The following is an 18,591-nucleotide window of genomic DNA, read 5'->3' on the forward strand; positions in this document are numbered from 1 at the left end:
GCCGGCACGCCCGGCTAAAGAAAGCGCTAGAGCTTTGGCTCGGCGCCGAACCACTTCTTGTAGATTTCGGTGTAGCGGCCGTCCTTCTTCATGTTGGCGAGCGCAACATTGACCTTTGCCACCAGGTCGCTGCCTTTCGGGAAGCCGATGCCGTACTGGTGTGCCATCATCTGCTCGCCGACGGCCTTCACCTTACCGCCGCCGGCGGTCTTGACGTAATAAAGCACGTTCGGCGTGTCGTGCATGGCGGCGTCGACGCGGCCGGTCTGGAGCTCCAGATAGGCGTTGTCGATGTTGGGGAACTGGCGCAGTTCCGTTTCCTTGAAGTGTTCCTTGGCGTAGTCCGTCGCGGACGTGCCGGTCTTCACGGCCAGCACCTTGCCCTTGAGGTCGTCTGCGCCCTTGATGGCGCTGTCGGCCGGCACCATCAACAGGAAACCGCTGTCATAATAGCCATCCGAGAAGTCGATGACCTTCTTGCGTTCGTCCTTGATGGTGATGCCGGCGAGCGCGACGTCCACCTGCTTGGTCTGGAGGGCAGGGATGATGCCGTTGAAGTCCATCGGCTGAAGCGTGTAGGTGACACCGATCTCCTTGGCGATGGCTGCCCACATGTCGATGTCGAAGCCGACGTATTTGTCGCCCTCCTTGAATTCAAAGGGTACGAAGGCCGTGTCGGTGGCAACCACCAGGTCTTCGGCGCGGGCGCCGGGGGCAAGGGCGATCGCCGTGGCAAAGGCGGCAAACAGAATAGAACGCAGCTTCATGACAGTTCCCCTTTTACTTGGTTATGTGTTTGCGAGAGTGCTTGTGGCGGCGTCGATCGCATCGCCCAGCCGTTCGACGATCCGGCCGATGTCATCGCGGTCGACGATGAAGGGTGGGGCGAGCAGCACATGGTCGCCGAGCCGCCCGTCGAGGGTGCCGCCCATCGGATAGACCATCAGGCCACGCGCCATGGCTTCCTTCTTGATCAGGCCGTTCAATTTGAGTTTCGGATCGAAGGGCCGCTTGCTGGCGCGGTCGGCGACCAGCTCGACGCCGCGGAACAGGCCGCGCCCGCGAATGTCGCCGACATGGTGGTGGTTGCCGAGGCGTTCGGTGAGCTGCCGGTCCAGTTCCGCACCCATTGCGGTGACGTTGGCGAGCAGGTTTTCGCGCCGGATCACCTGCTGCACGGCAAGGCCGGCAGCCGCGGCCATCGGATGGCCCATATAGGTATGGCCATGCTGGAAGAAGCCGGAGCCATTCGAGAAAGCATCGAAGACCTTTTCCGAAAGAAGCACGGCGCCGACCGGCTGGTAGCCTCCCCCCAGCCCCTTGGCGATGGTCATCAGATCGGGGGTGACGCCGTCCTGTTCGCAGGCGTGCAGCGTGCCGGTGCGGCCCATGCCACACATCACCTCGTCGAGGATGAGCAGCACGCCGTAGCGGTCGCAGATTGAGCGGATGTGTTTCAGGTAGTCGGCAACAGGCGGCACCGCGCCCGCCGTTGCCCCCACCACCGTCTCGGCGACGAAGGCGATGACCTGATCGGCCCCGAGTTCGACGATCTTGTCCTCGAGTTGCTGTGCCGCGCGCACGGCATAGGCCTCGTCGCTCTCGTCCTGTTCCTGCAGGCGATAGGCATAGCAGGGGTCGATATGATGGGTTTCGATGAGCAGCGGCTTGAATTGCGCGCGGCGCCATTCATTACCGCCTGCCGCAAGCGCTCCCAGCGTATTGCCGTGATAGCTCTGCCGGCGCGCGATGATGTGGCGGCGCTGCAGTTCCCCCTTTTCGACAAAATATTGCCGCGCCATCTTCAGTGCGGCCTCCACCGCCTCCGAGCCGCCGCTGACCAGGTAGACGTGGCTGAGCCCGGCCGGCGAGTCTTCGATAAGCAGATCGGCCAGTGCCTCCGCCGTCTCGGACGTGAAGAAGCCGGTGTGGGCATAAGCGAGCCGGTCGAGCTGTTCGTGCAGGGCGGCCAGCACGGCGGGATGGCCGTGGCCCAGGCACCAGACGGCAGCACCACCAGAGGCGTCGATATAGGCCTTGCCTGCGGCGTCGAAGAGCTCGATGCCCTTGCCTCCCACGGCAACCGGCATACTGGAATGGATGGTGCGATGCAGGATGCGGGTCACGGACGCTTCGTCCTCGTCTTGAGATGGGTGTTGAGAGCGGCAGACTGGCGGTCGACGCCAGCCAGTGCTGCGCTGGCCGTGTCCCCGGCCTGGCCGGCAACGAGTGCGCCCAGCACTTCGGCAACAACGAAGGCCGGCGACATGGTATGAAGGAACGAAGGGCTTTCCGTCGGCACGATGACCGTGCAGGCCGCGAGCTGGGCAAGGGGGGCGACAGGGCTGTCGGTGATCGCGACGAGCGGAACGCCCGATGCGCCGGCATAGTCGGCGATTTCGATGGTCTGGCGCGTGTAGGGCAGTACGCTGGCGGCGACCATGACGTCCTGTGCCGTCGCGTTGCCCAGCGCATCGGCGCCGATCCCGCCGACGGCATCCAGCATGATCGAGTGTTTTCCGGCGAGCGAAAGGATGTAGTGCAGGTGCCAGGCTGGCGAATGACTGGAGCGCAGGCCAAGGCAATAGATGCGCCGAGCTGCGCCGAGCCTGCGAGCTGCGTCGACGAGCGTATCAAGCGTACCCGGCTGCGAGAGCTGGCTGATCTGCGCGGCGATGCCGCCCAGCATGTCGGCTGCCAGCGCATGATCGCCCTTGAGCTTCTGGCTTTTCGCCTGGATCCCGACGCGGCCGGCAAAGCCCGTCACATCGTTGCGCATGGCATCGGCATATAGCTGCCGGATATCCTCATAGCCGGAAAGACCGAGATGTTTGGCAAGCCGTGTCATGGTGGCAGGCTGTACGCCCGCCTGCCGGGCCTGCTCGCGCATGGACAGGAGGGCAACGTCATGTTGCTGGTTCAGCACGTAGCGCGCCGCGGTCTGCAGTTGCTCCGACATGGTGTCGAAAGCCTGGACGATCGTTTCAGCAAGGGGACCTGTTTGCATGCTGAATGAATTACATCCATCTCTCCATGTTTGCAACACTTGTTTCAAGATGTATCATGATGATTGAGATGGATCATTGTTTGCGACAACGAGGTGCAGGGGACATGAATGAACAGCTTCAGTCGCAGCGGGTCGTGATAGCAGTCGCGCCGAACGGAGGACGGCGCACCGAAGTCGACCACCCGGGCATACCTTTGACCACGTCGGAACTCGCCCGGACGGCCGCCGAATGCCTGGATGCGGGCGCGGCGATGATCCACGTCCACGTGCGCCGGCCGGATGGCCGTCATCTGCTGGATGCCAATGCCTACCGGCAAGTGATCGACGCCATCCGCGCGGAGGTGGGCGATCGTCTGGTGATCCAGATCACGACGGAAGCACTCGGCCTCTATGTCCCGTCCGAACAGATCGCCGTCCTGAAGGCGGTGCGGCCGGAAGCCGTCTCGCTGGCACTGCGCGAACTCGCGCCCGACGAAACCGCCGAGCCTGCCTTCGCGGAGGCGCTTGCCTGGATGAAGAGGGAGAATGTTTCGCCGCAGGTCATCCTCTATGATCCGGCGGAAGCCCTGCGCCTGGCTGCAATGATCAGCCGTGGCCTCGTGCCTTGGCCGGACATTCCGGTGCTCTACGTGCTTGGCCGCTACACCGTCTCCCAGACATCGCGGCCCGCTGATCTCCTGCCGTTCCTGGCGCCGGCGCGCCACGGTTTTCCCATTGGAGCGTATGCGCCTTCGGGCGGCATGAAGCCGCCTGCGTGACCGCTGCCGCATTGCTCGGCGGCCATATCCGCGTAGGCTTCGAGAACAATCTGTATCTGCCGGATGGTGCGCTAGCGAGCGGCAACGCGGATCTGGTCGAAGCGGTGACCACAGCCATCAGGAAGCTGGGATACGTACCTTGTGATGCAGCAGGCGCTCGTGTCCTCGCCGATGCGTCAACGCGGACACGCGAGTGACGTAGCTTTCCGCCGAGCTCCGAGGCGCAGATCTACAGGCCAGCGCGATCACGTCGCTGCACCTTTGCGTTCATACTCTCAAACGCATGGCCCAGCCGCGCGACGCCCACGTCAATCTCCGCATCCGTCAATGCGGAGAAGCCGAGCAGGAGACCCTGGCGCGGGCTTTTGCCGATACACATGGGTGAAATGGGGAGAACGGTAACGCCGGCGCGGCGGGCGGCACCGGCGAAAACGATATCGTCAATTTCTTCAGGCAGCCGCGCAATCATATGGACGCCCTGGTGGGGCGTATTCACCGTGAACGGAGCCGCTTTTCGATCGCCGATCGCCGACACCAGGCTGTTGCGGGACATCCGGTAGGTCTCGCGCAATCGTCTCAGATGGCTCGAGAAATGCCCTTCGCGCAGGAAGTCGGCCACCACCAGCTGCTGGAACGGTGCAGGAAAACGATCGAGCAGGATGCGCATCCTGCGAAAGGCCGGCACCACCTTGTCGGGAACGACGAGATAGCCGAGGCGCAACCCTGGCAGCAGCGCCTTGCTGAAGGTGCCGATATAGATGACGCTCTGATGGTCGTCGATGCCCTGGAGCGCGGCCAGCGGCCGTTCATCGTAGCGGAACTCGCTGTCGTAGTCGTCTTCCAGGATCCAGCTGCCGTTTGCGGCCGCCCAGTCGACAAGCGCCAGCCGGCGGGCCATCGAGAGCACCGCACCGGTCGGGTACTGGTTCGACGGCGTCACATAGACTGCCCGAATGGCGTCACCATGTTCGGCCAGGCTGTCGACGCGAAGGCCATCCACGTCCACCGGCACGGCGACCTGCCGGGTGCCGTGCGCGGCCAGGGCCAGCCGTGCCGGCGGATAGCCGGGGTCCTCGATCGCCACCTGGTCTCCGGGGTCGGTCAGCGTGCGAATGGCGAGATCGATCGCCTGCTGGGAGCCGGCGGTGATGAAGATGCGTTCGGGCGAACAACGCAGGCCGCGCGCCGCAGCGAGATAGGACGACACCGTTTCCCTGAGAAGCAGTTCCCCCTGTGGATCGCGGTAGTGGTCCGAGAGGATGCCGACATGGCGATACGCCAGCCGTTTCAGGATGGAGCGCGTCTTCGCGTCGGGAGCGGAGCGGCCGGTGACGAACGGGACTTGCGGTGGAGGTTCCAGCACCGCCGATTGAACGGAAGCAAGTGCCGCGCGCGAAAGGCGAGGCGAGACGGCGATGCGTTCCGTCTCCGCGTGCACGGCCGCGCCCGATCGCTCGGGCACATCCTCGGCGACATAGGTGCCCGATCCGCCGCGACCGGAGGCGTAACCTTCGTTGAGCAGTGTTTCGTAAGCTTCGACGACGCTGCCGCGCGATACGGACCAGAGCTTCGTCGCGGCGCGCGTCGAAGGCAGTCGCGTCGCCGCTGGTATCTGGCCGGAAACGATGGCCTGGCGCAACTGAAGGTAAAGCTGCCGGCTGATCGGCATGGTCGAATGGCGCTCCAGGGCAACGTGCACCAGATGGGCGGGACCTTCATGCCGGCGTGAACTTCTTTCCACTCGAAACTCCGAAAGGCGGTCCGGGTCGATCCACTGAAGTGGACCTTCATTTTTGACTGAAACCGGAAGAACAATGAACCACTTTTAGGAAGGTCAACGCAAGATGCGTCGTGATATGCCGGCTGTTCGAAGCGTCCTGTTCGCGGTTTTGGCCATTGCCTGCCTGGCGATGCAAGCGACGTCTGTTCATGCTATGGTGAGGGCTTCGCAGCTGCATGCCGCATGCGCGGCGTCAGGAGGCCTGACATGACAGCTCTCCCACTGCTTGCAAGACTGCCGGGCGCCGTTGCGCTGGCATTCGCGGTTCTGGCCCGCAGGTGGGTATCGATCGATATCCTGCCGTCCGAGGGCGCCGTCTGCTCGGATCGTCTCGAACGGGAAATGAGCGAGCGGATGCAATGGTCTAGGCCGGTCTGGCTGGCGCCGATGGTCGACAACAGATCTGACTGGCATCCGGTGGACTAAGGCCCGACTGGCAAACATGACGCGCTGGAGCGACTCTCAGGATTGTCGCCTTCCTAGAGCGCCTTCACCACCACGGTCTCGGGCTGTTCGATCTCGAGCGGATTGCGCAGCGGGAGGCCGAACTCAGGCGCTTCGATTTCGAAGACGTCGCCATCTTCGGTGCGGACGCCGTCGGCGAAGGACAGCGTTGCCGTGCCGAACATATGCACGTGAACGTCGCCAGGCCGGCGAAACAACGCATATTTGAAATGGTGGTGTTCGAGATTGCCGATCGAATGCGACATGTTGGTTTCGCCTGACAAGAACGGCTTCTGCCACAACTCCTTGCCGTCGCGCAGGATGCGCGAGGTGCCGCGGATGTCGGCGGGCAGGTCGCCGATCAGGATCTCCGGGCCGAATGAGGCGTTCCTGAGTTTCGAATGGGCGAGGTAGAGATAGTTGACCCGCTCGGTGACGTGGTCGGAAAACTCGTTCGACAGCGCAAAGCCGACGCGGAACGGTTGGCGATCGTCGCCGATCACATAGATGCCGGCGATTTCCGGTTCCTCGCCGGCGTCTTCGGCGAAGGCGGGTGAAAGCAGGGCGGCACCCGGCGCCACCGCCATGGTGCCGTTGCCCTTGTAGAACCATTCCGGCTGTACGCCTGCCTGTCCCGCCGCCGGCTTGCCGGCGTCAAGGCCCATGCGGAACATCTTCATGGAATCGGTCAGCTGTTCCTCGCCCTCGGCATTCAGCTTCCTGTGCATGGCGTCGCGCGTTGCCGCGGAGCCGAGATGGGTGAGGCCGGTGCCGGTGAGATGCAGATGCGCCGGGTCGGGATGGTTGATCGGCGACAGCAGCCGGCCTTTCCGGTAGAGCGCTTCGAGGTCGACCGTGTCGGCAAGGCCCTTCTTCTCGATCAGCGCTTCCAGCCCGCTGCCGGTGCGCGCCGCTTCCGTCGCCAGCGAATAGACGCTGCGGGCGCCGGTGACGACGCGGGCCTTGCCGCCATTGCGCGCCACGACGCGGATGGCATCGCTGTCGTCGAGGAACTGGGAGATCAGCATGATGTCCTCTTTCCGCCGGTAGTCGGCAAAACCCTTCCTGCGCGGCCCGGTTGGCGGTCCGCGTTCAAATGCTTCATTCGGATGTTGCCCGCGGGGGCTTCATTGCCCCGAATGTACGGCCGGTTACCGGCCTGCGAGCGGCCCTGGTCCCTTCTTTCCGGGTGTCAGGCCTTCTTCTTGTTGTAGAGATCGAAGGCGACAGCGCCGAGCAGCACCAGGCCCTTGATGACCTGCTGCCAGTCGATGTTGATGCCCATGATGCCCATGCCGTTGTTCATGACGCCCATGATGAAGGCGCCGATCACCGCGCCGGCAACCTCGCCGACACCACCCATGGCCGAGGCGCCGCCCACGAACACCGCCGCGATCACGTCGAGTTCCATGCCGGCCCCCGCCTTGGGCGTCGCCTGGTTGAGGCGGGCGGCATAGATCAGCCCGGCCAACGCCGCCAGCATGCCCATGATGACGAAGACATAGAAGGTGAGCCGTTCGGTCTTGATGCCGGAAAGGGCCGCCGCCTTGATGTTGCCGCCCATGGCGAAGATGCGGCGACCGAAGGTCATGCGCTTGGTGATGAACACGAACAGCGCCGTCAGGATACCCATCACGATCAGCACGTTGGGCAGGCCCCGGTAGGAGGCGAACTTGTACATCAGGAACATGATGATCACGGCCATGATGGCGTTCTTGATCGCGAACAGGCCGAACGGTTCGGTTTCGTGGCCGTGGCTTTCCTGCGCGCGTCGTGCCCGCGTTGCCGCGTAGAACATGCCCAGCACGATCAGACCGCCGATCAGCATTGTCGTCGAATGCAGCGCGATGCCAGTGTTCGGGATCGCGGCACCGGAGGCATTGAGCGCCGGCTCGATGATGGTCCAACGGCCGATGACGTCCGGAATGAAGCCGGCCGACAGCATCTGGAATTCGGTCGGGAAGGGGCCGACGGAACGGCCGCCAAGCAAGGCGAGCAGCAGGCCCTTGAACACCAGCATGCCGGCCAGCGTCACGATGAAGGAGGGGATTTTCATATAGGCGATGAAATAGCCCTGCGCGCCGCCGATGACGGCGCCGACCGCGATGCAGGCCAGCGCGGCAAGCAGCGGATTCCAGCCGTAGTCCACCATCAGCACCGCCGCGACCGCGCCGACGAAGCCGGCGACGGAACCGACCGAAAGGTCGATATGGCCGGCGACGATGACCAGCAGCATGCCGAGTGCCATCACGATGATGTAGGAGTTCTGCAACACCACATTGGTGAGGTTGACCGGCAGGAACAGGATGCCGTTCGTCATCACCTGGAAGAACAGCATGATGACGATCAGGGCCAGCACCAACCCGTATTCGCGCAGGTTCTCCTTCAGAGCGTCGCGCATGGATTGCCTGGCTGGAGTCGTTTCGGTGGGCGTCGCGGTTTCGGTGGTCATGATGCCGCTTTCTCCTCCCCGCGGACGATCGCCCGCATGATCTTTTCCTGGCTGGCCTCGTGCCCGGCGAGTTCGCCGACGATGCGGCCCTCGTTCAGCACGTAGATGCGGTCGCAGATGCCGAGCAGTTCCGGCATCTCCGACGAGATGACCAGTATGCCTTTGCCCTCATCGGCCAGCTTGTTGATGATGGTGTAGATCTCGTATTTGGCGCCGACGTCGATGCCACGCGTCGGCTCGTCGAGGATCAGGACGTCGGGATTGGAGAACAGCCATTTCGACAGCACCACCTTCTGCTGGTTGCCGCCCGAAAGGTTGCCGGTGACCTGGTAGACGCTGGAGGAGCGGATGTTGGTGCGCTTGCGGAAATCCTTGGCGACCTTCAACTCGCGCATGTCGTCGATGACGCCGACCTTCGAGGACACTCCCGGCAGATTGGCGACCGTCACATTGTGCTTGATGTGGTCGATCAGGTTGAGGCCGTAGGTCTTGCGGTCCTCCGTGGCGTAGGCGAGGCCGGCGGCCACCGCCTTCTCCACCGTCGTGGTGTCGGCGGGCTTGCCGTGCAGCAGTACTTCGCCGCTGATCTTGGTGCCGTAGCTGCGGCCGAATACGCTCATGGCGAACTCGGTGCGCCCTGCGCCCATCAGGCCGGCGATGCCGACGACCTCGCCCTTGCGCACTGAAAGGTTGATGCCCTTGATGATCTGGCGCTCGGGGTGCAGCGGATGGTGCACCACCCAGTCCTTCACCTCGAAGATGGTTTCGCCGATCTTCGGTGCGCGCGTCGGATAGCGGTCTTCCATGGTGCGGCCGACCATCGAGGTGATGATGCGGTCTTCGCTGACGTCGTCGCGGTGCATGGTCTCGATGGTGCGGCCGTCGCGGATGACGGTGACGCGGTCGGCCACCTTCTTCACTTCGTTGAGCTTGTGCGAGATCAGGATCGACGTCATGCCCTGGCGCTTGAATTCCAGCAGAAGATCGAGCAGCGCGTGGCTGTCCTTTTCCGAAAGGCTGGCAGTCGGCTCATCCAGGATCAGCAGCCTGACTTCCTTCGACAGCGCCTTGGCGATCTCCACCAGCTGCTGCTTGCCGACGCCGATATTGGTGATCAGCGTGTCGGGATTTTCGCTGAGGCCGACGCGCGCCAGCAGTTTCTTGGCGCGGCTGCGCGCCACGTGCCAGTCGATGACGCCGAACTTCGCCTGTTCGTTGCCGAGGAAGATGTTCTCGGTGATCGACAGCAGCGGCACCAGCGCGAGTTCCTGGTGGATGATGACGATGCCGACGCGCTCGCTGTCATGGATGCCGCCGAAACGGCATTCCTGGCCGTCGAAATGGATTTCGCCCTCATAGCTGCCATACGGATAAACGCCGGAAAGCACCTTCATCAGCGTCGATTTGCCGGCGCCGTTCTCGCCGACGATGGCGAGGATCTCGCCTTCCTGGACACTCAGATTGACGTCCTGCAGGGCTTTCACCCCGGGAAACGTCTTGGTGATGCCGCGCATCTCCAGAATGGTTTTTGCCATTGCCAAACCCGACGCCTGTGGAGCCCGCCCGCGAAAGGCCGGGTCCCCATGATACAGAACGGCCCAAGAGGCTAAAAGGGGCTGTTGAAAGCCGCGAAAGGGGCTCCGCGCCGTGTTGCCGGCGCGGAGCGCGGGCCTGATTACTTCAGGTCTTCAGCCTTGATGTAGCCGGACTTGACCAGCAGTTCTTCGTAGTTCGACTTGTCGACTTCGACCGGCTTCAGCAGCACCGACGGAACCACCTTGACGCCGTTGTTGTAGGTCTTGGTGTCGTTGATCTGCGAAGGCTCCTTGCCCTGCATGACCTGGTCGACCACCTCGGCGGTGACCTTGGCGAGTTCGCGGGTGTCCTTATAGACGGTGGAATACTGCTCGCCGGCGATCATCGCCTTGACCGAAGGCACTTCGGCGTCCTGGCCGGAGATGATCGGCCATGGCTGGTCGCCGGTGCCGTAGCCGACACCGCGCAGCGAGGAGATGATGCCGCGCGACAGGCCGTCATAAGGTGCCAGAACCGCGTCGACGCGGCTGCCGTCCGAATAGTTGGCCGACAGGATGTTGTCCATGCGGGCCTGTGCGACCGCTGCATCCCAGCGCAGCGTGCCGACCTTTTCCATGCCCATCTGGCCCGACTTCACGACGAGGTCGCCTTTGTCGATGAGCGGCTTCAGCACCGACATGGCGCCGTCATAGAAGAAGAAGGCGTTGTTGTCGTCCGGCGAGCCGCCGAACAGTTCGATGTTGAACGGCCCCTTCTTCTCCGGATAGCCGAGGCCCTTGAGGATCGAATTGGCCTGCAGGACGCCGACCTGGAAGTTGTCGAAGGTGGTGTAGTAGTCGACGTTCGGGCTCTGCTTGATCAGGCGGTCATAAGCGATGACCTTGACGTTCTGCTCGGCCGCCTTCTTGAGCACGTCGGAAAGCGTGGTGCCGTCGATCGAGGCGACGATCAGCGCCTTCGGACCCTTGGTCACCATGTTCTCGATCTGCGCGAGCTGGTTCGGGATATCGTCTTCCGCGTATTGCAGATCGGTCTTGTAGCCCTTGGCTTCGAGAGCCTTGACCAGTTCGTTGCCGTCGCTGATCCAGCGCAGCGAGGACTTGGTGGGCATGGCGATGCCGACGAGGCCCTTGTCTTCGGCGTGCGCGCCGAAGGTCATGGCTGCGAAACCGATCGCCACCGTGGCGATCAACGTTTTCATGAGCTTCACTGTCTCTCTCCCTAAGTTGAAGAATGCCGCGCCGGAAATCCGGCGCCCGCGCAATGCCGCCGGATGGCGGCCCGTCGATCCCTGCTAACCTCCCAGTCGCCCGCTGTCGCCTCCGGCCGTTCTTTCAACGCCGGCTAAGTCTGCCGCAGCGAGCGCGCGAAGGGTGGTTCCCTTTGACATAACTGTCAAATTCGATCTTTGCTGTTTGGTATACCGAAATTGGTATATATGTGTCGGCAGTAGGCGGAGGTGGCAGGTGGATAGCCAGCGGGAAGGCATCGGGCAGTCGGATGGCGCTGCGCTCCTGCACAGCGGGCTCAGCCTGCGCCACATGCGCATGATCGTGGCGCTCGACGATCATGGCCGGGTCAGCGCGGCGGCCCAGGTGATGAACATCTCGCAGCCGGCCGCGTCGCGCATGATTGCCGAAATGGAGGCCATTCTCGATGTGACGCTGTGCGAGCGGCTGCCGCGTGGCATCGCCATGACGCCGTACGGCAAGGCTCTCGCCAGGCGGGCCCGCATTATCCTGATCGAGATGCGCGAGGCCGACCGCGAGATCGCCGAACTGAAGGCGGGCAAGGGCGGTTCGGTGTTCCTCGGCGCCGTGACGGCGCCCGCCATCGAACTGGCGGTTCCGGCCATCCGGGAGATCCGCCGGCTCTATCCGCGTATCGAGATCACCATGCAGGTCGAGACCAGCAACGTGCTGGCGCGCGAGTTGATCGCCATGCGCCATGATTTCATCATCGCGCGCGTGCCGGACGACCTCAATCCGCGCCTGTTCGAAAGCCGCGTCATCGGCATCGAAAAGGCCTGCCTGATCGTGCGGCGCGGCCACCCGCTGATGGTGAACAGGACGGTGCGGCTCGAGGAGACCGCCGGCTATGACTGGGTGTTCCAGTCGGGCTCGTCGCCGCTGCGGCAGGTGATGGAAGCGAATTTCCTCAACCGCAACATCACCTTGCCGGAGCGCATCTTCAATACCAGTTCGCTGCTGCTCACTTTGGTGATGGTGGCGCAGTCGGATGCGATCGCACCTGTCTCCGTGCAGGTGGCGAAATTCATCCAGGGGCCGGAAGGATTGGGCGGCGCCATCGACGTGCTGCCGACGGATTTCGACATCGAAGTCAGGCCCTATTCGCTGATCACCATGAAGCAGCGCGTGCTCTCGCCCGCCGCCAAGATGCTCTACGACTTCATCCTGCGCGAGGTCAGCTGAAGCGTGGGCGAGTTGTTTCCGGCCGGATTTGGCTGATTGCCTTGCCTGTGCGGGCGCGATGCCGTAGCGATGCTTCGATGGACGCAACCCGGCACAGGACACAGAACCTGACGCAGAGACTTCTCTGCGTGCTTCTCGTCCTGTTCTTCTGGCAGTACGGGCAGCCCGGAGCAGCCATCGTCTCCGACGGCGCGCCGCGCATTTCGGTCGCCCAGCCGGACCTGAAACTCGGCCTGCCAAACAAGGCGCCTGCGCTGGCACTGGAGAGCGCCCGCTCGATCCGCGCGAAATTCCACGCATCGGCCTTTGATGCGATCCTGCCCGGCCCTGATGCGCTGGATGCGCCGGTTCTGTCTTCCCGCGCCGTCGCATCGGCCGCGCGTGACATCGGCGGGCAGAAACCCGAGCACCCGCAGGCTCGCGACCCGCCGGCGACGTTGGCCTAGGCCTTAAAGGCTACCCTCCACATTTCCGATTTCATGCGTGCTGCTTCCCGGCAGCTGCGCCAACACGGGCATTTCGAATGAACCGTATCCTCACTCCGTATTCGCTGTTCGGCGTTGCGGTCGCGACGCTGCTCCTGTCAGCCAAACTGCTCATCTCGGTTGGCGTCATCCATTGGGTGATCGCTGCCTTGCTGGACCTGCCGCTTCTGCCTCAGCTCGTCCTGGCCGGTATCCTGGCCGTTCCAACGCTGATCCTGATCTGGAGGATTATCTGGCTGTGCTACGAGGCCGAGACCAGCCCCGAGAACAACTGAAGCAACTTCCGCCCCGGCCTGCCGGGGCGGGCCTTGCATCATAGGCCCCAGGGATGCTTCGGCGCTGGATCGCCGAGTGGATCGTGAAGATCATCCACCTCCGGAAAAAGCTCCCTGAGACCCATCTGGCTCATCGCAGCCGCAGACTTCGCCTCGAGTTGTGCGGCGTTTCTCTTTGCCCATTCGACGAGGTGAGCGACGTCGGGTTCGCCTTGAAGTGTCGGCGATACCCACTCGACCCATTCGCGGATTCTAGCCGCTTTTTCGTAATCCGTGATGCAGGCATCCAGGAGATTGAGCCGATGCTCGTCGCGTTCCTTGCGCCGTAGGGCGAGAAACCTGCGGCGCTGCAGTGCGGTTTGTTCGACCGTCGGGGAAAAGGCTTCCATAGCGCGCTCCTGCCAAGACATTGCAGGCGCCAGTTCAGCAAATCTGCGTTGCGCAGCCACCCGTTTCTTGCTCGAATTCTGGAAACACCGTGAGCTTGCGCCGAATGGATGTTGCAGGAAACGGGTGGGAGGTCGGTTGGATTCTTGCGAGGCTTCTTCCATTCCATTCGGGAGGCCACGCAAATGACACCGTTCCTTTTGGCACTCAACAGTCACGCCGCAGCGCGAGGCGAAGGGCTGCAAACCGAATTCACCCGGCACTACGCACGGTTGCTGCGGATGGCCCAGTCGCGGGCTGAAACTCAGCGGTTCGTCAGATTGCCGAAACCGGCACCGCGGCAAGGCTCCTGACGGCCGACATTGTCCGCCCGCTCATCCGGCTGTCCATTATCGTGCCACCATGAAACGCCGGACCGCTCACGCCTGAGAGGCCTCTTCAATCGCTTGCTTCAGGTGTCGCTGGCGCGAATAGCCGGACGACACGGCCAGGCGGGTGAGATGCAGCTCATGTTCCTGCAGCTTGTTTGCAATCAGCAGGGCGACAACGGCAGCGCGCGCATCGCCGTCCGAAGCTGCGATAAGGACATCTGCCGCCCTGTCGATTTCCAGCCGCACTTCGTCGTCCGGTAGTCTTGCCGGTTCGGTCATGGTCGTACTCTCCAGAGCAGTTCGAGCAAAAGCGCACGGCGGTTTTGCGTAAGACAAAAGTCAGGGCGGTTTCGCGCTTCAGAAACCGAACCGCGTTACGCCGCCTTGCGCACGAGCAGGTCGATTTCGCAGTTGGCGGCAACGGGCAGCGCGTTGGCCGGCGCGTTGATCTCGACCACTGTCATTTCGAACGCACGCGAAACTTCAAAAAAGGAACGGCTCTTGCTCAAGGCAAGGATCGCGGCTTCTTCCGCGCCGATCCAGGTGTTGGCATTCCTGGCGTCATCATCCGTATAGTCAGGGTCATCGTCATGGCAGCCACGCTCGTCCCAGCCCTCGAGCAGGGAGTGTCCTGCCAGTCCATCCAGCGGATGTATCTTTTCGCGAATGAAGACGGCTTCCGCTGCTTTCGACGCGTTGCGAAGTTCTTCCTTCGTCGCGCCATCCATCCTGATCGTGAGAGTCCACATTCCAGCCTCCTGCGGCTTCGGGAAAGACAGTGAACAAAAAGAGAACAAAAATGTCAAGCGGAGTCTTCAGAACGCCGGAAACGTGCTGCCTTGCGCGTCGAAAACAGGCGGTCCCGATGATCAGGGCGACGGCACGTCTTTCTCCACGGCTTCAGGGTGTCCGCTCTCCGGCTCGGAGGGAAGTCGAAACAGTTTCCGGCACCATTGCAGGAACAGGCCATAGGGCCGGCCGCAGAGTGCGGAGATGACCACGATGCTGCCTGCGGCCGATACGATCTGCGAGGCGGTTGCGCCGTTGATGGCAAGAAGCACGCAGTAGACCGGTATCTGGAAACTGACATTGGCGACTGTATCGACGCCAATGGCCCCCAACTGGCTGGAATGGGCACCTGTCAGGCGGAACAGCCAGTCGCGGTATATGCCGTATGGGCGGCCGATGAACAGGATGACCGGTGTTGCAGCAAGCCGCACGCCGGCGCTCTGCCAGGGTGTCAGCCCCGCGACGACGATTTCGACGAACGCTCCGACGATCGTCGAAAACACGATCTGCGCGACTGTGTCGGCGAGATATCTGCGCATGGCTTGCTCATTGGCCTCTTCATCATCAGCATCCGGCTGGCGTGCGCATGTCAACCATAGCCACGCGGCTCCGGGGCAGGCGGCCCGTGTACCGGGACGTAACGAGAGCCGGGCGAAAGCGCTCCGGCCCGTCGACCGATGCCCAGCCGACTATCCGATTGCACGTGTCAAACCACCTTGCGCGAGCCGGGCGTTAACCTTTTGTTAACCATTTCGCTCCTACACCTTGGAAACCGAAAATTAACCAAGATCACCATCGTGTTAACCAAACCCCGGCCCATCCGCCTCAAGGGGCGTTCCTTCCTTGCCCTGTCGCTTACCCCGGAATTGCCGTTCGAGGACTGGCTTGCCGGGCTCGACGATCTCGCCGCCCGTTCCGCCGGGTTCTTCCTCAGGCGGCCCGTGGTGCTCGACATATCCGGCCTCGATATCAAGAAGGCGGAACTGCGCACGCTGGTCGACGAACTGAGCCAGCGCAACGTCCGCGTCATGGGCCTCGAAGGCGCGCGGCACTCGCTGCTTGGCCCGGACATGCCGCCGGCCATGAATGACGGCCGCCCGGCCTCGGATTTCGATCCGGCGGCTGAGGACGAATCAGCTGGGGCTGGCGAATCGATCGCAACGCAGGATGCGCCCGCCGTGGAAACGATCGCGGCTGCCGGGCCGTCGGTTCAGGTCACCGGTTCGCTGGTCGTCAACGAACCGGTCCGCTCCGGCCAGTCGATCTTCTTTCCCGAAGGCGATGTCACCATCGTCGGTTCGGTCGCCTCGGGCGCGGAAGTCGTGGCCGGCGGCTCGATCCACGTCTACGGCACGCTGCGGGGGCGGGCGCTTGCCGGCACCACCGGCAACGGTTCGGCGCGCATCTTCTGCCGCAAGCTGGAGGCGGAAATGATGGCGATCGACGGCTTCTACCTCACGGCGGAGGACATGGAGCCGGATCTGCGGGGGCGGGCAGTGCAGGTGTGGCTGGAAGGCCATGCGCTCAAAACCGGTATTTTAAGCTGACCCGACGAAGGTCCATAAAGGAGAGGTCAATGGGCAAGGTTATCGTGGTGACATCGGGCAAGGGCGGCGTCGGCAAGACCACGTCCTCGGCCGCGCTGGGCGCCGCTCTGGCGCAGAACGGCGACAAGGTCGTCGTCGTCGATTTCGACGTCGGCCTGCGCAATCTCGATCTCGTCATGGGCGCGGAACGGCGCGTCGTCTACGACCTCGTCAACGTTATCCAGGGCGAAGCGAAACTGACCCAGGCGCTGATCCGCGACAAGCGCGTGGAGACGCTTTACCTGCTGCCGGCCTCGCAGACGCGCGACAAGGACAATCTGACGCCGGAGGGCGTCGAGAAGGTGATCGCGTCATTGAAGAAAGCTTTCGACTGGGTCATCTGCGACAGCCCGGCCGGCATCGAACGCGGCGCCACCCTTGCCATGCGCCATGCTGACATCGCCATCGTCGTGACCAATCCGGAAGTCTCCTCGGTACGCGATTCCGACCGCATCATCGGCCTGCTCGATTCCAAGACGCTGAAGGCCGAAAGCGGCGAGCGCATGGAAAAGCACCTTCTGCTGACGCGCTACGATTCCAACCGCGCCGAGCGCGGCGACATGCTGAAGGTCGATGACGTGCTGGAGATCCTGTCGATCCCGCTGCTCGGCATCATTCCCGAAAGCATGGATGTGCTGCGCGCGTCCAACCTCGGTTCACCGGTCACGCTGGCCGACGAGAACAGCGCGCCGTCGCGGGCCTATTTCGACGCGGTGCGCAGGCTGCGCGGCGAAGCACTGCCGGTCACCATCCCGGGCGAGAAGCGGGGCTTCTTCGGCAAGCTCTTCGGGAGGAAGGCGGCATGAACCTGTTCCGGTTTTTCTCAAAGACGCAGTCTGCGCCGGCGGCGCGCGAGCGTCTGCAGGTGCTGCTCGCCCATGAGCGTGCCAGCGCCGGCGGCTCAGACCTTGTCGCCAAGCTCAAGGACGAAATCCTGCGTGTCATCTCCAGGCATATGCAGATCGACCAGGACAAGGTGAGCGTGAAGATGGAGCGCGGCGAGCAGGTCTCGACGCTGGCCGTCGACGTCGAGATCCCGTTCAACGCTGTCAAGGCAGCCGGCAGGAAGAAGGCGGCCTGACGAGCTGCCTTCGACAGGTATTTAAGGGGCATGGGGGACGGACAGCGTCGGTGCCGGCTACGGCATCGCACGGAATATCAGCAAAGGAGCTAGACCATGACCCGTATTTCGCTTCTGGAACGCTTGAAGGAACTCCAGCAGATGCCGCGCTACCAGGGCCGCGACATCACCACCATCAGCGCGGTGCTGTCGAACCAGGCGTTGGCCAAGCACATCGAGGTCTGCGAGCAGGGCGCCGGTCTCGCGCCGCGTCCGCAAGGCCAGGCCGCATAACCCAGACCCGCTCACACGTTACCGACAAGCCCCATTCCCGCCCGGGTATGGGGCTTGTTGTTTCGCGGCGCGCCAATGCGCGTCGCGATTGTACGACATGCCTACAGGCGCTGGTTCAGAAGCCAGTCCCACAGCTTGCTGTCGCTCAACGACGCCGCCTCGACGGCCGAGTGATCGACGCCTTCGAGCACGCTCAGCCGCACATCGCGCTTGAGACCTATCAGCCGCTCATAAAGCACCACTGCGTCCGACAGCGGAATGACATCGTCATCGGTGCCGTGGAATACCCAGAACGCGGCTTTTTCGTTCGTCCTGCTGAGATAATGGCGGTTGCCGCCGCCGGCGATCGGGACGACGGCCGCGAACCGTTGCGGAAACTGCTCGGCCAGCGCCCAGGCGCCGAAAGCGCCGCGGCTGTAGCCGATCACGTAGATCCGGCTGCGGTCGACGCGGTGGCTGGCGATAACTTCTTCGAGCGCGGCGTCCACCTTCTCGATCGGATAGAGCAATTCCTCGCTGGGGTTCTGCGGCGAGAAGACGAGGAACGGAAATTCCTTGCCGCCCTCGATCAGCTTCGGCAGTCCGCTCCGCCGGACCTTCTCGATGTCGCTGCCGCCCTGGTCGCCGCCATGCAGCCAGACGACGAGCGGATATGTCTTGCCGGAGGTTTCATAGTCCGAAGGCGTGTAGAGCAGGTAGGCAAGGTCGGCCTGGATGGTGGCCTTCGACGTCTGCGCGGCCTGGCCGGCCAGCGCCGTCTTCGGGATTGAAAGAGCGGCCGACGCGAGCGCAACAGCCAGCAGCAACGATCGAAACATCATCCATCCTCCACAACGATCAACGCCTCCCACCCCGCCATCGACCATATTTTGCCGGTGAGGTCGACACCGCCGCGAAGCGCGCCGGTCCGGCTTTCCAGGAGACCGGGTTCAATT

The 18,591-nt window shown here is 63.1% G+C and carries 21 protein-coding genes and 1 pseudogene; 9 read left to right on the plus strand and 13 right to left on the minus strand.

Annotation, left to right across the window (positions count from 1 at the left end):
• Positions 1-26: 26 nt before the first annotated feature.
• From glnH to ACFJIU_RS06520, 3 genes are read right to left on the minus strand one after another with little or no spacing between them, the layout of a single operon-like run.
• Positions 27-767, minus strand: a complete 741-nt coding sequence (gene glnH, locus ACFJIU_RS06510) for a glutamine ABC transporter substrate-binding protein GlnH (RefSeq protein ID WP_379068954.1) — start codon at positions 765-767, stop codon at positions 27-29.
• A gap of 21 nt (positions 768-788) precedes the next feature.
• Entirely contained in the window at positions 789-2,126 is a 1,338-nt protein-coding gene (locus tag ACFJIU_RS06515; RefSeq protein WP_379068957.1) for an aspartate aminotransferase family protein, read from the minus strand.
• Positions 2,123-3,007 carry a MurR/RpiR family transcriptional regulator gene (locus ACFJIU_RS06520; protein WP_379068960.1) on the minus strand — a complete coding sequence of 295 codons (885 nt, stop codon included), beginning with the start codon at positions 3,005-3,007 and terminating at the stop codon, positions 2,123-2,125. The genes ACFJIU_RS06515 and ACFJIU_RS06520 overlap by 4 nt, the downstream gene beginning before the upstream one ends.
• Before the next feature lie 104 nt (positions 3,008-3,111).
• Between ACFJIU_RS06520 and ACFJIU_RS06525 the strand changes: the two are divergent.
• Positions 3,112-3,962, plus strand: a pseudogene (locus ACFJIU_RS06525) (3-keto-5-aminohexanoate cleavage protein).
• A gap of 32 nt (positions 3,963-3,994) precedes the next feature.
• Here the strand turns inward: ACFJIU_RS06525 and ACFJIU_RS06530 are convergent.
• A complete protein-coding gene (locus ACFJIU_RS06530; protein ID WP_379068963.1) occupies positions 3,995-5,506 on the minus strand; it encodes a PLP-dependent aminotransferase family protein in 1,512 nt (503 codons plus the stop codon).
• Between the two features lie 246 nt (positions 5,507-5,752).
• Between ACFJIU_RS06530 and ACFJIU_RS06535 the strand changes: the two genes are divergently transcribed.
• Positions 5,753-5,971, plus strand: a complete 219-nt coding sequence (locus ACFJIU_RS06535) for a hypothetical protein (protein WP_379068966.1) — start codon at positions 5,753-5,755, stop codon at positions 5,969-5,971.
• Between the two features lie 53 nt (positions 5,972-6,024).
• Here ACFJIU_RS06535 and araD1 read toward each other — a convergent pair whose 3' ends face one another.
• From araD1 to chvE, 4 genes are all read right to left on the minus strand, one after another.
• On the minus strand, positions 6,025-7,017 hold the full coding sequence (gene araD1, locus ACFJIU_RS06540) for an AraD1 family protein (protein ID WP_379068969.1): 993 nt from the start codon (positions 7,015-7,017) through the stop codon (positions 6,025-6,027).
• Positions 7,018-7,181: 164 nt separating this feature from the next.
• A complete protein-coding gene (gene mmsB / locus ACFJIU_RS06545) occupies positions 7,182-8,441 on the minus strand; it encodes a multiple monosaccharide ABC transporter permease (RefSeq protein ID WP_379068972.1) in 1,260 nt (419 codons plus the stop codon).
• Positions 8,438-9,976 (minus strand): multiple monosaccharide ABC transporter ATP-binding protein, encoded by a 1,539-nt coding sequence (mmsA, locus tag ACFJIU_RS06550; RefSeq protein ID WP_379068975.1) that lies wholly within the window; start codon positions 9,974-9,976, stop codon positions 8,438-8,440. Before mmsA ends, mmsB begins: the two co-directional genes overlap by 4 nt.
• Before the next feature lie 140 nt (positions 9,977-10,116).
• The gene (gene chvE / locus ACFJIU_RS06555; protein WP_379072983.1) at positions 10,117-11,178 is read right to left on the minus strand and encodes a multiple monosaccharide ABC transporter substrate-binding protein; all 1,062 of its coding nucleotides are present in this window, start codon (positions 11,176-11,178) and stop codon (positions 10,117-10,119) included.
• A gap of 265 nt (positions 11,179-11,443) precedes the next feature.
• On the opposite strand from chvE, the gene ACFJIU_RS06560 reads away from it, so the two are divergent.
• The 3 genes from ACFJIU_RS06560 (at position 11,444) to ACFJIU_RS06570 (ending at position 13,169) form a co-directional block, all read left to right on the plus strand.
• Positions 11,444-12,409: a LysR family transcriptional regulator gene (locus tag ACFJIU_RS06560; RefSeq protein WP_379068978.1), complete on the plus strand. Its 966-nt coding sequence runs from the start codon at positions 11,444-11,446 to the stop codon at positions 12,407-12,409.
• 77 nt (positions 12,410-12,486) lie between these two features.
• A complete protein-coding gene (locus tag ACFJIU_RS06565; RefSeq protein WP_379068981.1) occupies positions 12,487-12,855 on the plus strand; it encodes a hypothetical protein in 369 nt (122 codons plus the stop codon).
• Positions 12,856-12,932: 77 nt separating this feature from the next.
• On the plus strand, positions 12,933-13,169 hold the full coding sequence (locus ACFJIU_RS06570) for a hypothetical protein (RefSeq protein ID WP_379068984.1): 237 nt from the start codon (positions 12,933-12,935) through the stop codon (positions 13,167-13,169).
• A 38-nt stretch (positions 13,170-13,207) separates the two neighbouring features.
• Here the strand turns inward: ACFJIU_RS06570 and ACFJIU_RS06575 are convergent, their stop codons facing one another.
• The 4 genes from ACFJIU_RS06575 to alaE all read right to left on the minus strand — a co-directional run bounded on the left by ACFJIU_RS06575 (position 13,208) and on the right by alaE (position 15,255).
• Positions 13,208-13,720, minus strand: coding sequence for a hypothetical protein (locus ACFJIU_RS06575; RefSeq protein WP_379068987.1), 513 nt, complete (start codon positions 13,718-13,720; stop codon positions 13,208-13,210).
• Positions 13,721-13,975: 255 nt separating this feature from the next.
• Entirely contained in the window at positions 13,976-14,206 is a 231-nt protein-coding gene (locus ACFJIU_RS06580; protein ID WP_379068990.1) for a hypothetical protein, read from the minus strand.
• Positions 14,207-14,301: 95 nt separating this feature from the next.
• Positions 14,302-14,676, minus strand: coding sequence for a hypothetical protein (locus tag ACFJIU_RS06585; RefSeq protein ID WP_379068992.1), 375 nt, complete (start codon positions 14,674-14,676; stop codon positions 14,302-14,304).
• Positions 14,677-14,796: 120 nt separating this feature from the next.
• The gene (alaE, locus tag ACFJIU_RS06590; protein WP_379068995.1) at positions 14,797-15,255 is read right to left on the minus strand and encodes an L-alanine exporter AlaE; all 459 of its coding nucleotides are present in this window, start codon (positions 15,253-15,255) and stop codon (positions 14,797-14,799) included.
• A 249-nt stretch (positions 15,256-15,504) separates the two neighbouring features.
• On the opposite strand from alaE, the gene minC reads away from it, so the two are divergent.
• The 4 genes from minC to ACFJIU_RS06610 all read left to right on the plus strand — a co-directional run bounded on the left by minC (position 15,505) and on the right by ACFJIU_RS06610 (position 17,656).
• A complete protein-coding gene (gene minC / locus ACFJIU_RS06595; RefSeq protein WP_379072984.1) occupies positions 15,505-16,263 on the plus strand; it encodes a septum site-determining protein MinC in 759 nt (252 codons plus the stop codon).
• A 29-nt stretch (positions 16,264-16,292) separates the two neighbouring features.
• On the plus strand, positions 16,293-17,108 hold the full coding sequence (minD, locus tag ACFJIU_RS06600) for a septum site-determining protein MinD (protein ID WP_129414378.1): 816 nt from the start codon (positions 16,293-16,295) through the stop codon (positions 17,106-17,108).
• Entirely contained in the window at positions 17,105-17,383 is a 279-nt protein-coding gene (gene minE, locus ACFJIU_RS06605) for a cell division topological specificity factor MinE (protein WP_379068999.1), read from the plus strand. Before minD ends, minE begins: the two co-directional genes overlap by 4 nt.
• A gap of 96 nt (positions 17,384-17,479) precedes the next feature.
• Positions 17,480-17,656 (plus strand): hypothetical protein, encoded by a 177-nt coding sequence (locus ACFJIU_RS06610; RefSeq protein ID WP_165358217.1) that lies wholly within the window; start codon positions 17,480-17,482, stop codon positions 17,654-17,656.
• A gap of 101 nt (positions 17,657-17,757) precedes the next feature.
• Here the strand turns inward: ACFJIU_RS06610 and ACFJIU_RS06615 are convergent, their stop codons facing one another.
• Positions 17,758-18,474, minus strand: a complete 717-nt coding sequence (locus tag ACFJIU_RS06615; RefSeq protein WP_379072985.1) for a dienelactone hydrolase family protein — start codon at positions 18,472-18,474, stop codon at positions 17,758-17,760.
• Between the last annotated feature and the right edge of the window lie 117 nt (positions 18,475-18,591).

Origin of the sequence: Mesorhizobium sp. UC74_2 (assembly GCF_042701485.1) — a bacterium.
GTDB lineage: Bacteria > Pseudomonadota > Alphaproteobacteria > Rhizobiales > Rhizobiaceae > Mesorhizobium.